Raw genomic sequence first — 13,981 nt, 5'->3', positions numbered from 1 at the left:
CTCGAAAGGATGAATGGCCTTGCAGCGCATGGGGTTGGGCGATGCATGGACGCAGTGGATAGGGGCTGATCAGTCAGACGCATGATGTAACAGTCCCGGGCGAATCCCGGCCCCCGACTGTTGCCGAGCCTGCAATACTGCATGTCGGGAATCGCTATTTTTCCTTTGGACTCAGGCGCTTATTCTTGCCTGGCGTTCAAGGCAACCGCCCGCAAGCCCGTCGCGACGCACTGTCATGCGGCGACAACATTCAGAGGAGTCGAAGGTTTTCGGCTCTTCACCCTGTGTGCACTGACGTTGATTTGTAGCTCCTTGATCCAACGTCTTACCTTGGCCGCTGCGTTTGCAGCGGTTTTTTTTCGTTGTTTTTTTACCTGCGACATTCTCGGAAAGCGACTACAGCCATCGGTAAACACGCGAACCGCCGGATGAATGAAGCTGATCACTGCCGTTCCCGCAGGATCAACTTTATTCATACGAGAGCATGTTCATGAAACCCATCCTCTACAACAAAAGCCGCTCCACAAAGAGTTACAACAGCCGCATTCGTTTTCTGATTTTGCATTACACCGCTGGCAACTTTTCCAGTTCTGTCCGCACACTGACGGGCCCGAATGTGAGCGCCCACTACCTGATACCCGACATCACGGACCAGAGCTATCTGGATGCAGGCTATCGTGAGCAGGAAATCTTCAATCTGGTCGATGAACAGCATCGTGCGTGGCACGCGGGTGTCAGCGCCTGGGGCAGTCGAAACAGTTTGAACGACACCGCGATCGGCGTGGAAATCGTCAACCTGGCGTCCTTCAAGGAAGGGGTATTCACTTTTCCGCCCTATCACCCGGCGCAGATCGAGGCGACCGAAGCGCTGGCGTTGAATATTCTCGGACGTTACCCGGATATCGGGCCGACCCAGGTACTCGGGCATTCCGATGTTTCCATCGGGCGTAAAAGCGACCCGGGACCGATGTTTCCCTGGCATGCGCTGTACTTGAAAGGCGTCGGGGCCTGGTTCGATGAAGCCACCCAGCAGACTTTCCAGGATCGGTACACGCAGACGGGAATGCCCGAGCGGGCCGAGTTGCTCAGGCTGTTCAAGACCTACGGCTATGACATCTGCAATGCTGCCAATGATCAAGGCTTCACCCAACTGGTCCGGGCATTTCAGTTGCACTTCCGCCCCGCGCGATACGACGGGGTCATGGATGTGCAAACGGCGGCGAACCTGGCGGCGCTGGTGAGCAAGTATTTTCCGTGAATGACGCTGGAGCTGATCGTTGATACCTGTGGGAGCGAGCCTGCTCCGGGCGGCGTTCCGACGATGGTGGCACAGACACCGCCGGGGTCAGATGCCAAGCGTCATCGTTAACGACCATCGCGAGCAGGCTCGCTCCCACAGGATCTCAGGATGTGAGCGATCAAGGTTTCAGATCGCATACTTCTGCAGGTTGTTCATCATTTCCTTCAGCGCTTCGATGTTGTCTTTCGGGTGCGCTGCACCGTCGAAATCACAGATCTGCTGCCAGTGGTTCGCGACATCTTCAGGGGCGAAACCGGCACGCGGGTCGAACCCCGCGCCGAGGCTGCGTTCCCAGCGCACCTTGCCCATCCAGCCGCCACCCACTTCGAAGAGTCCGGAGGTTTCCTGGCAGTTTTCGCTGGCCAGGTACACCACCAGCGGGCTGACCAGTTCCGGCTTGAGTTGCTCGAACACCTGCGGCGGGATCAGGCCTTCGGTCATGCGGGTGCCGCCCGTGGGGGCGATGGCGTTGACCAGGATGTTGTTCTTGCGACCCTCGATGGCCAGGGTGCGGGTCAGTCCATACAGACCAAGCTTGGCCATGCCGTAGTTGGACTGGCCAAAGTTGCCGTAGATGCCCGAGGTCGACGCCGTGAAAATCACCCGGCCGTAGTTCTGCTCGCGCAAGTGTGGCCAGGCGGCGCGGGTGACCTTGTAGGCGCCCTCGACGTGAACGCGATACACCAGATCCCAATCGGCGTCGTCCATCTTGTGGAAGGTCTTGTCGCGCAGGATGCCGGCGTTGTTGACCACGACGTCGACCCGGCCGAAGGCATCGAGGGCGTGCTGGACGATTTTTTCGCCGTCGGTGACGGAATCATGGTTGGCCTCGGCAATGCCGCCCGCCTCGCGGATCTCGGCCACCACGCGGTCGGCGGCCGAAGCATTGGCACCTTCACCCTGAGTCGAGCCACCGAGGTCGTTGACCAGCACTTTGGCCCCATGCCGGGCGAACAGCAACGCGTGCGCACGCCCCAGGCCACCGCCGGCACCGGTGATGATCACGACTTTATCTTCGAAGCGCACAGACTCGTTCATTGCAGGACTCCAGCAGGCCAGGGACTATGAGTCCGAGTGTCTGCCACGCGGGGTCGGGTCACAATGATCCCGGGCAAGGCTGAATGGTGTGCGATAAGGCTGGGGGATGATGCTGCGCCCCGATCCTGTAGGAGCGAGCATGCTCGCTCCTACAGGGGACGAGACGTCAGGAGCAGGCAACCTTGAGCGGCGCTGGCGTCAGGCGGTCGCGGAAGGCCAGGTAGTGTTCCAGGACCTGCGCCGGCGCCTCGGTCTGCGGGTAGTGGCCGATGCCGGGCAGCAACACCGTGTCCGGGTTGGGAATCAGCTGGCGATAGCGCTGGACCATGTGCGCGCCCGAGATCGGATCGACCTCGCCATCGATGACCCGCAGCGGTACTTCGCCGCGCTGCATGGCGCTGACCCAGCGGTCGCGCTGGACCCGGCGCTCGGGAATGTAGCTGATCAGCTTGTGCAGGATCCGTGGTCCGCGATTGCTGTCCACAAGGCTCCAGAAATCGTCCAGTTCACTCTCCGTCGGCCGGCTCTGGGGACCGAAGATCTGCCGGAAGCTTTTCACCAGTGCATCACGGGAAAAGGCGCGACCGATCATCCAGCCCAGCGGGCTGAGCAGCAGTTTCTGCATCAGCACCGGGCGGTGGGTTTCCGGAAACAGACCGCCGTTGAGAAACACGCAACTGGACAGATGAATGCGCGCTTCGTAGTGCCGGGCCAGCAGTTCCTGAGCCACACTGTCCCCATAATCGTGGGCCAGCACGTGCACCGGTTGCTTGACGCCCAACTGCGCCAGCAGCGCCTGCTGCAGATCGGCCTGTTCCAGCAGGCTGTATTCGTGATTCAGCGGTTTGGCCGAATCACCGAAGCCCAGCATGTCACAGGCGATCAGGCGATAACGCTGGGCCAGAGGCTGCCACAGGTAATGCCAGTCCCAGCTGGCGGTCGGGAAACCATGGATCAGCAGCAGCGGCTCACCCTGCCCCGCCGTCCAGTAACGTACGGTCTGGCCGTGGAACTGGAACGACTGGCCGCGTTTGCGCCAGGCACTCAGGGGAATCTCGGCGAGAGGCATCAGAGTCGGTATCCCGCATCTTGTTGATCGAGTTTGCGCAGCAACGCTGGCCAGGCCAATGCGCCGCCCATCCCTTGAGCACTTTTGGTGACGCCGGCGATCATCGCCTTGGCGCCCGCCAGAATCTGCGGCTCGATGGCGATCAGTTCGGCGCCGCCGCCCTGCGCCATGACCTGGATGTCGCAGGCGCGCTGGAAGGTGAACATCATCAGGAAAGTGTCGGCGATGGTGCCGCCGCAGGTCAGCAGGCCGTGGTTGTGCAGTAGCAGAAAATTGCTCTCACCGAGATCGGCCTGCAGCCGGGCTTTCTCTTCATGGTTCAGCGCAACGCCTTCGTAGGCATGACAGGCCAGGCTGGACAGGACGAACAACGACTGCTGGCTGATCGGCAGGATGCCCTGCTTCTGTGCCGATACGGCAACGCCCGACGCCGTATGGGTGTGCAGTACGCAGGCCACATCGTGGCGCACCTCATGCACGGCGCTGTGGATGGTGTAGCCGGCCGGGTTGATTTCGTAGGGGCTGTCCATCAGCTTGTGGCCGGCCTGATCGACCTTGACCAGGCTCGACGCCGTGATCTCGTGGAACATCAGCCCGAACGGGTTGATCAGGAAGTCCTCGGTGCCGGGTACCTTGGCGGAAATATGGGTGAAAATCAGATCGTCCCAGCCATGCAGGGCGACCAAGCGGTAACAGGCCGCCAGATCGACACGGGTCTGCCATTCGGCGGCACTGACCTGATCTCTGACACTGTGGGGCGATTGGACGGGGGCTACGCTCACGGCAAGGAACTCCTGTTCTTATTATTCTGCTCACGTGAAGCAGTCTAGACAGACTAATCCTTTCGTGTAGTTGCATTGGCAGCCAGCTTGATGGCCGAACGAGTCAGTACCCGAAGAAGTCTGGATCCATGTCAAAGGACCGACGCCAACAAGGGCGCGGCGAACAGATTCAACAGGCCGGTCAGCACCATCACCAGCCCCGCCACCGAGCCTTCCTCGCCGCCGACCTCATGCGCCCGACTGACCCCGGCACCGTGCGCGCCGACACCAAACAGGGCGCCACGGGCCAGGGCACTGCGCAGGGGCAGCCACTTGAGCAGGATCCCACCCAGCATGGCGCCGAATACTCCGGTGAACATGACGAACACCGCCGTCAGCTCAGGCACGCCCCCCAGGTCGTGGGCCAACGGCATGGCGAAAGGGGTGGTGATCGAACGCGGCACCAGCGACATCGTCACCGAGCTGTCCAGCGCCAGCGCTCTGGCCAGGCCAAACGAACTGCCGATGGAGGCCGCGCTGCCGGCCAGCATTCCGACCAGCAGGGCCGGCCAATGCCGCATCAGCATCTGCCGCTGCTGCCAGATCGGCACCGCGAAGGCGACGGTCACCGGGCCCAGCACCAGCATCAGCCAGTGGGTGTTGCTCGAGTATTCGGCGTAGGCGGTGTGCAGCGGCACGGCAAGCGCCAGCAGCAAGGCCGGCACCAGAATCAGCGGCGACAGCAGGTAACGTCCGGTGCGCCGATACACCCAGCGACTGAATCCGTAGGCCAGCAATGTGAAGCCCAGCCAGAACATCGGCATCCACTCAAATTTCACGGGGTTTGCTCAAACGGACCACCCACTCGACGGTGAACGCCGTCACCAGCATCACCACCAGGGTGCTGACGCCGATCACCAGCAGAATGCGCCAGCCTTCATCACGCAACAGCCCCCCGTAATCGAGCAGGCTCATCAGCGCCGGAATAAAGAACAGCAGCATCTCGGCCATCAACAGCCCGGCGCCCTTCTGCAGCGTGGCCGGCTTGACACAGCCCAGCGCAAACGCCAGCAGCAACAGCGCCATGCCGATGACGCCGCCGGGAATTGGCCAACCCGACCAGACAGCCAGCTGGCAGCCAAGCCAATAAATCGCCAGCAAGGCCACCAATTCGGTGGCCAGCCGGCCCAGGTTCTTCAGGGTGGATGCATTCATGTCGTCGGTCCTCGCCGGCTCATTTTACGGAGCTGGCTGCCATCCCTGAAACGAATTGTTAGACTTGAAGCCATTCCACAATGGAATCTAGCCATGGAATTCAGACAGCTGCGCAGCTTCGTTGAAGTCATGCACCAAGGGGGCTTCACTCAGGCGGCCAAGACCTTGCACATCAGCCAATCGGCCGTGAGCAAGCAGGTCGCCCAACTGGAACAGAGCCTGGGTACGCCGCTGCTCGAACGCCTCGGTTCACAATTGCGCCTGACCGCCGCTGGCACCGTGGTATTGCAGCGGGCCGAGGGCATGCTGCGTCTGCGCAACGAGTTGCTCAGCGAACTGGACGACTTGACCCAACTGGCCCGGGGCGAACTGCGCCTGGGGCTGCCCTTGCTGGGCAGCGATGCACTGTTTGCCGAATTGTTCGCCGAGTACCGGCGTCGCCACCCCAACATCAGCATTCACCTGCTCGAAGGTGGCAGCCTGAACATCGAACAGGGCGTCTTGAGCGGGGAGCTGGAACTGGGCGGGAGCTTGCTGTCCAAGGACCCGCAGTTCGCCTTCCAGCCGTTTTGCGATGAGCCGATGGACGCGTTGTTGCCGACCGACCACCCGCTGGCCGCGAAGACCGTCATCGGACTGGAGGAGTTGGCGGATACGCCGTTTCTGTTGTACCAGCGCAGCTTCGTGCTCAACGACCGATTGCTGCAAGCCTGCCAGCAGGCAGGTTTCACCCCGAAAGAAGGTGGCCGCAGCGGCCAGGCGGATTTTCTCGCGGCGCTGGTGGCCGCCGGACAGGGCGTCGTGCTGTTGCCACGGGTGGTCGCGCGGGGGCTGGTGCGGCCGGGCGTGGTCCGCCTGACCTTGAAGGCTCCCGATTCCCTGCGCTGGGACATTGCGTTCATCTGGCGCGAAGGTGCTTACCTGTCCAAGGCCGCACAAGCCTGGCTCGCGCTGTTGCGCGAGCGGCCCGTCAGCCGCGCAGAGCGCTGATCAGTTGGGCCAGCCAAGGCTCGGCGTCGGTTTCCGGGGTCACGCTTTCGCTGGCGTCCAGGCGCAGCATCGGCAGCACTTCACGAACGCCCATTTCACCCAGCAACTCACGCATCAGCTCACCGCCGCCGCAGAAAGTGTCGCCGTAACTGGCATCGCCCAGGCCGATCACCGCCCCCGGCAGACCGCGCCAGGCTGTCGGCAGCTGATCGCGGATGGCGAAGTACAAGGGTTGCAGGTTGTCCGGCAGTTCGCCCATGCCGGTGGTCGAGGTCACCGCCAGGAACGCTTCGGGGCCGAAGGCCTGGACGTCGGCAAAGCTTGCGCGAGGATTGTGGAACACCTCGAAACCTGCGGTTTTCAAAAGATTCGCGGCGTGGCGGGCGACTTCTTCAGCCGTGCCGTACACCGAGCCGGAAAGGATGGCGACTTTCATCAATCTGATCCTGGAACTGTCTGAAAGACCGGGATATTAACAGCACGGCCCTGAATGTTCTTTTAGACTTCAGAAGGTCCAGCCCAGAGAAGAAATCTCCAATGATCAACGCGCAACTGCTGCAAATGGTGATCAACGCGTCCAACGACGGCATCGTGATCGCCGAGAAGGAAGGCGAACACGACAACATCCTCATTTACGTCAACCCGGCGTTCGAACGCCTGACCGGCTACAGCAGCGAAGAAATCCTGTACCAGGATTGCCGCTTCCTGCAATCCGGCGATCGTGACCAGGACGCGCTTGCGGTGATTCGCGACACCTTGCTGCGCGGCGGCGCCTGCCGGCAGACCCTGCGCAATTATCGCAAGGACGGCACCCCCTTCTGGAATGAACTGTCGCTTTCGACAGTGAAAAACGCTGCCGATGGCCAAACCTATACGGTCGGCGTACAGAAAGACATCACCGCTCAGGTCAAGGCGCAACAACGCATTGCACAGCTGGAGGCGCAGGTCGCCGGTCTGCAAAACGAGCTCGCCGCACTAAAAGCGACGAACGGTTAAAACAAAATAAAGAATTGAATGTCATTAACTACAATCACCGGTGCCTTTGTAACTTTTTCTTTCGAGCAGATCATGCAACGTGACGCACTCCTGACCCAGGACGAGCTGGATTTCATCCAGACCATGCAACACAACCCGAAACTCAATGTTCGGGATGCGAACTCGAGTCTGCTCGTCAACGGTGGTTCGCAGATCCGTGACCTGCTCACGCGCCTGGCGGCGCACGAGCAGGTGACCATCCAGGCCAGCTTCGAAAACCAGCAGATGACCTTCCCGTTGCACCTGGTGGAAGACGAGTTTCATGCCCTGCACCTGCGTCTGGGCGTTCCCAGCATCTATGAGGACGGGCCATCGATACGGCCATGGCGCCTGGTGCTCGAAGAGCCGGTCGCCCTGGAAAACGCCAGCGGCCAGCCCGGAACACTCTGGGTACACGAGGTTTCGTTCAAGGGTGTGTTGCTGGAAGTACGCAACAAGACCAAACCGCCCAAGCATTTCGCCCTGTGGTTCAGCCCTTCAGGCTATGAACGCATCGCGATGCGTGGCACCTTCGAGAAAGAAGCCGAGAACGGCTTCTACGCCTATCAGTTGAGCCAGAGCGACACGGATGAAACCGAGCGCCTGCGCCAGTTCATCCTCCAACAGCACCGCCTGACGCATCCCGCCCTGCACCTCTGATTCAGCTATTCACGATTCAGCTATCAAGAGTGCCCGCCAGAAATTGCTTCAGGCGCTGACGCATCTCCGTTCCCTCATTACCCAGGCAGCCAATGGACGTTCCGGCGAGACTTTCCTGCGCCAGTTCGGACGCATCCCCCGCCAGCATCAGCTGACAATCCAGGCTCATGGCCAGTCGATTGAGCCGGCGCGGCAGGTCAGGGGCCGGTGCGTAATTGGAAAACAGCACCAATGCCTGTGGCTTGATCTTTTCGCAGACCAGCGTCAGCTCATCGAGCGGCTGGCCGATCGTCAGCAATCGCACCCCCAGGTCATTGCCGCTCAGGAACAGCGCGGCGATCAGCAATTCGAGCTCACGGCACTGGCCCGCCAGGGCGCTGATGATCACCCGCCGGGGTGAATTGCGCATCAGCAGCAGGCGTTGCAGCACCCGGGTGCGCAGGTAGCCGTCATAGAACAGCCACTCGCTGGTCTGGCCGAATTGATCCTGATGCTGCAGCAGCCGCTTCCACAGCGGCATCAGAATGTCCTGGAACACCACCGACTGGGAGTAGCTGGAAAAGATCTGCCCATAGACCTGATCGAGTTGAACATCGTCAAAGGCGCTGACGGCGGCATGGACCTGTTGCTGCCATTGCGCGTAGTCGGCCTGCACCAGTTCATTGGGGATAATGTGCGAGAGCGCCTGAAGCGGCGCAGACTTGGCCAGGATCCTGCCGACCTTGCTGACGGCAACGCCACGGTCAAGCCAGCCGAGGATGCTGCGAACCCGCTCGATATCGGCCAACGCGTACAAACGATGCCCGCTTTCGGTGCGCGTTGGCTGGATCAGACCGTAACGACGCTCCCAGGCGCGCAGCGTCACCGGGTTGACCCCCGTCAGGCGGGACACCTCACGAATCGGAAACAGCTCTTCCTGATGCAGGGAAACAGCCGCAGGTGAACCAGTGACTTCGTCAATGAAGACAGGCATTGGGCAGACGACGCTGTGGAGTGATTGGATCCTATCTTAACTCGCCTACCCCCTCCCGATTCAAGACGCAGGTCAATGACGAGCGCAGATAACCTGTAGAATGCGGCGTAATCCTTGCTTGTACCAAGACGCAGCCCATCACCCCGGCGCTGCGCCTGGCGAAACTCCTACCCGGAGTGACGCGTTCGACTTACGGAGTTACATGATGACTACCTCACCCGTCACACTGATGGTTGCACGCCGCGTCGCCGATGGACGCTATCAGGACCTGATGACCTGGCTTCGCGAAGGCGAACAACTGGCCACCGATTTCCAGGGTTATCTCGGCTCGGGCGTGCTCGCCCCGCCACCCGGTGGCGACGAATTCCAGATCATCTTCCGCTTCGCCAACGAACAGACCATGCACGCCTGGGAACACTCTGCCTCGCGCACGGCCTGGCTGGCCCGGGGCAGCGACCTGTTCGCGCACAAGACCGAACATCGCGTGAGCGGCATCGAAGGCTGGTTCGGTGCTGCCGGCCAGCGCCCTCCTCGCTGGAAGCAGGCAGTGGCCATCTGGCTGGCGTTCTTTCCGGTGTCGTTGCTGTTCAACCTTGCCCTCGGCCCGCTGCTGGGCGAAATGAGCCTGCTGCCCCGGGTGCTGGTCAGCACGCTGTGCCTGACGCCGCTGATGGTCTACTTCTTCATTCCGCTGTCGACCCGGTTGTTGGCGGGGTGGTTGAACAGCGCGCCGGTGCGGCGGGTGTCGAGCGAGGCTCGCTCTCAGGCGCGTTGAGAATGTTGCAGGGGAATGCGGTCATCTGCAGGAGCGAGCATGCTCGCGATGGTCGTCAACGATAACGCTGGGTACCTGATACCCCTCCGCGCACTCGAGACCATCGCGAGCATGCTCGCTCCTACAGGGAAGCGGGGAAGCGGGCCTCGCGCTGCGCTGGTATAGTTTTGCTCTTACCGCGACGCGAGCCGTTCATGACTTCCTCATCTGCCCCGATCCTCATCACCGGTGCTGGCCAACGTGTAGGCCTGCACTGTGCGCAGCGGTTGCTCGAAGACGGGCATGCGGTGATGTTCAGCTACCGCACGGAACGCCCGGGGGTACAGGCGCTACGTGATCTGGGCGCAACGGCGCTGTTCGCCGACCTGTCCAGCGAAGCCGGCATTTTCGCCTTCATCAACGAAGTGAAAAACCACACCGACAGCCTGCGCGCAATCATCCACAATGCGTCCGAATGGCTGGCCGAGACCCCGGACACCGACGCCGAGGCCTTCACCCGCCTGTTCAGCGTGCACATGCTGGCGCCCTACCTGATCAACCTGCACTGCGTCGACCTGCTTCGGCGCTCGAGCCCGGCCGACATCGTGCACATCAGCGATGACGTGACCCGCAAGGGCAGCAGCCAGCACATCGGCTACTGCGCCAGCAAGGCCGGGCTGGACAGCCTGACCCTGTCCTTTGCGGCGAAGTACGCGCCCGCCATCAAGGTCAACGGGATCGCCCCGGCCCTGCTACTGTTCAATCCGCACGACGACGCGACGTATCGCGCCAAGGCCCTGGCCAAGTCGGCGCTGGGCATCGAACCCGGCAGCGACGTGATTTACCAGAGCCTGCGTTATTTGCTCGACAACCCTTATGTCACCGGCACGACCCTGACCGTCAACGGCGGACGGCACCTCAAGTAGGCGACGCAGCGAGGATCATCCATGACGTTTTCCCTGCACCAGAATGCGCTGTCCCAAAGCTACCGCGAGATTCTCATCGGCCTGGGCGAGAACCCCGACCGTGAAGGCCTGCTCGACACCCCGATGCGCGCCGCCAAGGCCATGCAGTACCTCTGCCACGGCTACGAGCAGAGTGTCGAGGAGATCGTCAATGGCGCGCTGTTCGCCTCCGACAACGATGAAATGGTGATCGTCGACAACATCGAGTTGTACTCGCTCTGCGAACATCACATGCTGCCCTTCATCGGCAAGGCCCATGTGGCTTATATTCCAACGGGCAAGGTGCTGGGCCTGTCGAAGATTGCGCGGCTGGTGGACATGTTCGCCAGGCGCCTGCAGATCCAGGAAAACCTCACCCGGCAAATCGCCGACGCGGTGCAACAGGTCACGGGGGCGGCCGGGGTCGCGGTCGTGATCGAAGCCCGGCACATGTGCATGATGATGCGCGGCGTCGAGAAACAGAATTCGACCATGAACACCTCGGTGATGCTCGGCGCCTTCCGCGAGTCGAGCAACACCCGCCAGGAGTTCCTGCAATTGATTGGACGGAGCAAGTAGTAATGCCACAACTTCAACCAGGCATGGCACGCATCCGGGTAAAGGATCTGTGCCTGCGCACCTACATCGGTATCAACGAGGACGAGATCCTCAACAAGCAGGATGTGCTGATCAACCTGACCATCCTGTACGCGGCCCAGGAAGCGGTGCGCGACAATGACATCGATCACGCGCTGAATTACCGGACCATCACCAAGGCCATCATCGCCCACGTCGAGGGCAATCGCTTTGCCCTGCTCGAACGCCTGACCCAGGAAATTCTTGATCTGGTCATGGCCAACACGTCGGTGCTGTACGCCGAAGTGGAGGTCGACAAACCCCACGCCCTGCGTTTCGCCGAGTCGGTGTCGATTACGCTCGCCGCAAGTCGCTGAGCTTCAAGCTTCGAGCTTCAAGCGGTAAGCTAGGACTCACCGCAAACCATCCTGCAGCTTGAAGCTCGCCGCTCAATGCTGCCTCGCAGAGACCCCCATGACCGAACAACAACGCCTCGAACTCGAAGCCGCCGCCTTCCGCCGACTCGTCGCGCACCTGGACAGCCGCAAGGATGTGCAGAACATCGACCTGATGAACCTCTCGGGTTTCTGCCGCAACTGCCTTTCCAAGTGGTACAAGGCGGCGGCCGACGAACGTCAGATCGAGGTCAGCCTCGATGACGCCCGCGAAGTCGTCTACGGCATGCCGTACGCCGAGTGGAAAGCCCAATACCAGCAAGAAGCCAGCGCCGAACAACAGGCGGCGTTCGCCAAAGGAAAACCCCATGACTGATTTGAACACGCTGCGCACCCGCCTCAAGAGCGGCGAGCACGTTTTTGCCGACACCCTGGCGTTCATCGCCGCCGGCTACGACTACCAGCCACAGGCGTTCAACAACGGTGGCGTGGAAAACGCCGCCGGTCAGAACGAAGGTTCGTGCAAGACCCTGGGCCTGGCCCTGCTCGAAGGCCTGAGCGACGAAGAAGCGCTGCTGGCCTTCGGCGAACATTACCGCAGCGTCGTCGCCACGCCCAAGGGCAGCGACCACGGCAACATCCGCGCACTGATCGCCCATGGCCTGGCCGGGGTGAAGTTCGATCAGCAGCCGTTGACCCGCCGCTGAGCCCCCCCTGTAGGAGCGAGCATGCTCCGGACGGCGTTCCGACGATGGTCGTCAACAATAACGCTGGCAGCCTGACACCCAACGGTGCCTGCGCGTCCTTCGCGAGCATGCTCGCTCCTACAAGGTTTCGGCGGTGTCCTGCAACATCCCGACTTTCAAGACTGACCCGGCAACTTTATTTCGTTTGCCGGGCACCACTGCTCGCGGCTTAGATGAATGGACGTTTTCCTTCTTCCGAGTCGGTCATGCATGAGCAGTGAATCCATCAGCCAGTCGATCAACGTCGTCCATCCCGTTACCCTCAGCCATGGCAAAAATGCCGAGGTGTGGGACACCGCCGGCAAACGCTACATCGACTTCGTGGGCGGCATCGGCGTGTTGAACCTCGGGCATTGCCATCCGCGCATCGTCGAAGCCATCCGCGAGCAGGCCACACGGCTGACCCATTACGCGTTCAACGCCGCCGCTCACACGCCCTATCTGGACTTCATGGAGCGCCTGGCCGGGTTCGTTCCGGTGGACTACCCCGTCAGTGGCATGCTCACCAACAGCGGCGCAGAAGCGGCGGAGAATGCCTTGAAGATCGTCCGTGGCGCGACCGGTCGCACTGCCGTCATCGCCTTCGACGGCGCCTTCCACGGCCGTACTCTCGGCACGCTGAACCTCAATGGCAAGGTCGCGCCCTACAAGCAAAAGGTCGGCGTGCTGCCCGGCCCGGTCTATCACCTGCCCTTCCCCAGCAAAGACAATGGCGTGACCTGCGCTGACGCCTTGAAGGCGCTGGACCGGCTGTTCAGCGTCGAAATCGCTATCGAAGACGTGGCCTGCTTCATCGTCGAGCCGGTGCAGGGCGAAGCCGGTTTCCTGGCGCTGGACGTCGAGTTCGCCCAAGCCCTGCGACGCTTGTGCGATGAGAAAAACATCCTGTTGATTGCCGATGAAATCCAGTCCGGGTTCGGGCGCACCGGTCAGCGCTTTGCGTTTCCACGGCTGGGCATCGAGCCGGACCTGATCCTGCTTGGCAAAAGTATTGGCGGTGGCATTCCGCTGGGCGCGGTGGTCGGACGCAAGGCGCTGCTGGATGTCTTGCCCAAGGGTGGGCTCGGCGGCACTTACTCGGGCAACCCGATTGCCTGCGCTGCGGCCTTGGCGACGCTGGACGAAATGACCGATGCCAACCTGCACGCCTGGGGTTCGCAGCAGGAACAGTCGATCGTCAGCCGCTACGAAGCGTGGCGCGCCGCCAACCTGTCGCCGTACCTGGGACGCCTGACCGGTGTCGGCGCCATGCGCGGGATCGAACTGGCCAACGCCGACGGCACGCCGGCGCCCGCCCAGTTGACCCAACTGCTGGCCCTGGCGCGTGACGCCGGCTTGCTGTTGATGCCCAGCGGCAAGTCCCGCCACATCATCCGGTTGCTGGCGCCGTTGACCATTGAGGCCGAAGTCCTGGAGGAAGGCCTGGACATTTTTGAAGCATGTCTGCAGAAACTGGCCTGATAACACCCTCCCTTGTGGGAGCGGGCTTGCTCGCGAAAGCGTCGTGTCAGGCGATATCAATGTTGACTGCCACACCGCCTTCGCG

At 61.5% G+C, this 13,981-nt stretch carries 19 protein-coding genes; 11 read left to right on the top strand and 8 right to left on the bottom strand.

Annotated features, from left to right (window positions below; genetic code table 11):
* Positions 1-233: 233 nt before the first annotated feature.
* On the bottom strand, positions 234-476 hold the full coding sequence (locus tag QIW53_RS07990) for a hypothetical protein (protein WP_371049099.1): 243 nt from the start codon (positions 474-476) through the stop codon (positions 234-236).
* Between the two features lie 14 nt (positions 477-490).
* Here QIW53_RS07990 and QIW53_RS07985 point away from each other — a divergent pair, with 14 nt between their 5' ends.
* Positions 491-1,258: an N-acetylmuramoyl-L-alanine amidase gene (locus tag QIW53_RS07985; RefSeq protein WP_371049098.1), complete on the top strand. Its 768-nt coding sequence runs from the start codon at positions 491-493 to the stop codon at positions 1,256-1,258.
* Between the two features lie 168 nt (positions 1,259-1,426).
* On the opposite strand, the gene QIW53_RS07980 is transcribed toward QIW53_RS07985, so the two are convergent.
* The 5 genes from QIW53_RS07980 to QIW53_RS07960 form a co-directional block, all read right to left on the bottom strand.
* Complete coding sequence (locus QIW53_RS07980) at positions 1,427-2,338, bottom strand: SDR family oxidoreductase (protein WP_371049097.1); 912 nt, start codon at positions 2,336-2,338, stop codon at positions 1,427-1,429.
* Between the two features lie 166 nt (positions 2,339-2,504).
* Complete coding sequence (locus tag QIW53_RS07975) at positions 2,505-3,407, bottom strand: alpha/beta fold hydrolase (RefSeq protein WP_371049096.1); 903 nt, start codon at positions 3,405-3,407, stop codon at positions 2,505-2,507.
* The gene (locus QIW53_RS07970; protein WP_371049095.1) at positions 3,407-4,189 is read right to left on the bottom strand and encodes a class II aldolase/adducin family protein; all 783 of its coding nucleotides are present in this window, start codon (positions 4,187-4,189) and stop codon (positions 3,407-3,409) included. The genes QIW53_RS07975 and QIW53_RS07970 overlap by 1 nt, the downstream gene beginning before the upstream one ends.
* A gap of 131 nt (positions 4,190-4,320) precedes the next feature.
* Positions 4,321-5,007 carry an LrgB family protein gene (locus QIW53_RS07965; protein ID WP_371049093.1) on the bottom strand — a complete coding sequence of 229 codons (687 nt, stop codon included), beginning with the start codon at positions 5,005-5,007 and terminating at the stop codon, positions 4,321-4,323.
* A complete protein-coding gene (locus QIW53_RS07960) occupies positions 4,997-5,383 on the bottom strand; it encodes a CidA/LrgA family protein (protein WP_371049092.1) in 387 nt (128 codons plus the stop codon). Before QIW53_RS07960 ends, QIW53_RS07965 begins: the two co-directional genes overlap by 11 nt.
* 93 nt (positions 5,384-5,476) lie before the next feature.
* Here QIW53_RS07960 and QIW53_RS07955 point away from each other — a divergent pair, with 93 nt between their 5' ends.
* Positions 5,477-6,373: a LysR family transcriptional regulator gene (locus tag QIW53_RS07955; RefSeq protein WP_371049091.1), complete on the top strand. Its 897-nt coding sequence runs from the start codon at positions 5,477-5,479 to the stop codon at positions 6,371-6,373.
* On the opposite strand, the gene QIW53_RS07950 is transcribed toward QIW53_RS07955, so the two are convergent.
* On the bottom strand, positions 6,354-6,809 hold the full coding sequence (locus QIW53_RS07950) for a flavodoxin (RefSeq protein WP_371049090.1): 456 nt from the start codon (positions 6,807-6,809) through the stop codon (positions 6,354-6,356). The genes QIW53_RS07955 and QIW53_RS07950 overlap by 20 nt on opposite strands.
* A 101-nt stretch (positions 6,810-6,910) precedes the next feature.
* On the opposite strand from QIW53_RS07950, the gene QIW53_RS07945 reads away from it, so the two are divergent.
* Together QIW53_RS07945 and QIW53_RS07940 are read left to right on the top strand one after the other, a co-directional pair.
* Complete coding sequence (locus QIW53_RS07945; protein ID WP_371049089.1) at positions 6,911-7,369, top strand: PAS domain-containing protein; 459 nt, start codon at positions 6,911-6,913, stop codon at positions 7,367-7,369.
* A gap of 72 nt (positions 7,370-7,441) precedes the next feature.
* Entirely contained in the window at positions 7,442-8,047 is a 606-nt protein-coding gene (locus tag QIW53_RS07940) for a hypothetical protein (RefSeq protein WP_371049088.1), read from the top strand.
* 16 nt (positions 8,048-8,063) lie between these two features.
* On the opposite strand, the gene QIW53_RS07935 is transcribed toward QIW53_RS07940, so the two are convergent.
* Complete coding sequence (locus QIW53_RS07935; RefSeq protein ID WP_371049087.1) at positions 8,064-9,020, bottom strand: MerR family transcriptional regulator; 957 nt, start codon at positions 9,018-9,020, stop codon at positions 8,064-8,066.
* A 205-nt stretch (positions 9,021-9,225) separates the two neighbouring features.
* On the opposite strand from QIW53_RS07935, the gene QIW53_RS07930 reads away from it, so the two are divergent.
* The 7 genes from QIW53_RS07930 (at position 9,226) to QIW53_RS07900 (ending at position 13,896) form a co-directional block, all read left to right on the top strand.
* Positions 9,226-9,795, top strand: coding sequence for an antibiotic biosynthesis monooxygenase (locus tag QIW53_RS07930; protein WP_371049086.1), 570 nt, complete (start codon positions 9,226-9,228; stop codon positions 9,793-9,795).
* A gap of 194 nt (positions 9,796-9,989) precedes the next feature.
* Positions 9,990-10,700 (top strand): dihydromonapterin reductase, encoded by a 711-nt coding sequence (gene folM / locus QIW53_RS07925; protein WP_371049084.1) that lies wholly within the window; start codon positions 9,990-9,992, stop codon positions 10,698-10,700.
* 21 nt (positions 10,701-10,721) lie between these two features.
* Positions 10,722-11,297, top strand: coding sequence for a GTP cyclohydrolase I FolE (gene folE, locus QIW53_RS07920; protein WP_192309763.1), 576 nt, complete (start codon positions 10,722-10,724; stop codon positions 11,295-11,297).
* 2 nt (positions 11,298-11,299) lie between these two features.
* Entirely contained in the window at positions 11,300-11,671 is a 372-nt protein-coding gene (folX, locus tag QIW53_RS07915; RefSeq protein ID WP_027924563.1) for a dihydroneopterin triphosphate 2'-epimerase, read from the top strand.
* A 97-nt stretch (positions 11,672-11,768) separates the two neighbouring features.
* The gene (locus QIW53_RS07910) at positions 11,769-12,065 is read left to right on the top strand and encodes a DUF1244 domain-containing protein (RefSeq protein WP_371049083.1); all 297 of its coding nucleotides are present in this window, start codon (positions 11,769-11,771) and stop codon (positions 12,063-12,065) included.
* Entirely contained in the window at positions 12,058-12,396 is a 339-nt protein-coding gene (locus tag QIW53_RS07905; RefSeq protein ID WP_371049082.1) for a HopJ type III effector protein, read from the top strand. Before QIW53_RS07910 ends, QIW53_RS07905 begins: the two co-directional genes overlap by 8 nt.
* Positions 12,397-12,645: 249 nt before the next feature.
* Positions 12,646-13,896 (top strand): 2-aminoadipate transaminase, encoded by a 1,251-nt coding sequence (locus tag QIW53_RS07900; protein WP_371049081.1) that lies wholly within the window; start codon positions 12,646-12,648, stop codon positions 13,894-13,896.
* The last annotated feature ends 85 nt before the right edge of the window (positions 13,897-13,981 follow it).

Origin of the sequence: Pseudomonas fluorescens (assembly GCF_041354075.1) — a bacterium.
GTDB lineage: Bacteria > Pseudomonadota > Gammaproteobacteria > Pseudomonadales > Pseudomonadaceae > Aquipseudomonas > Aquipseudomonas fluorescens_CE.
This window is presented reverse-complemented; position numbering and strand designations above follow the sequence as displayed.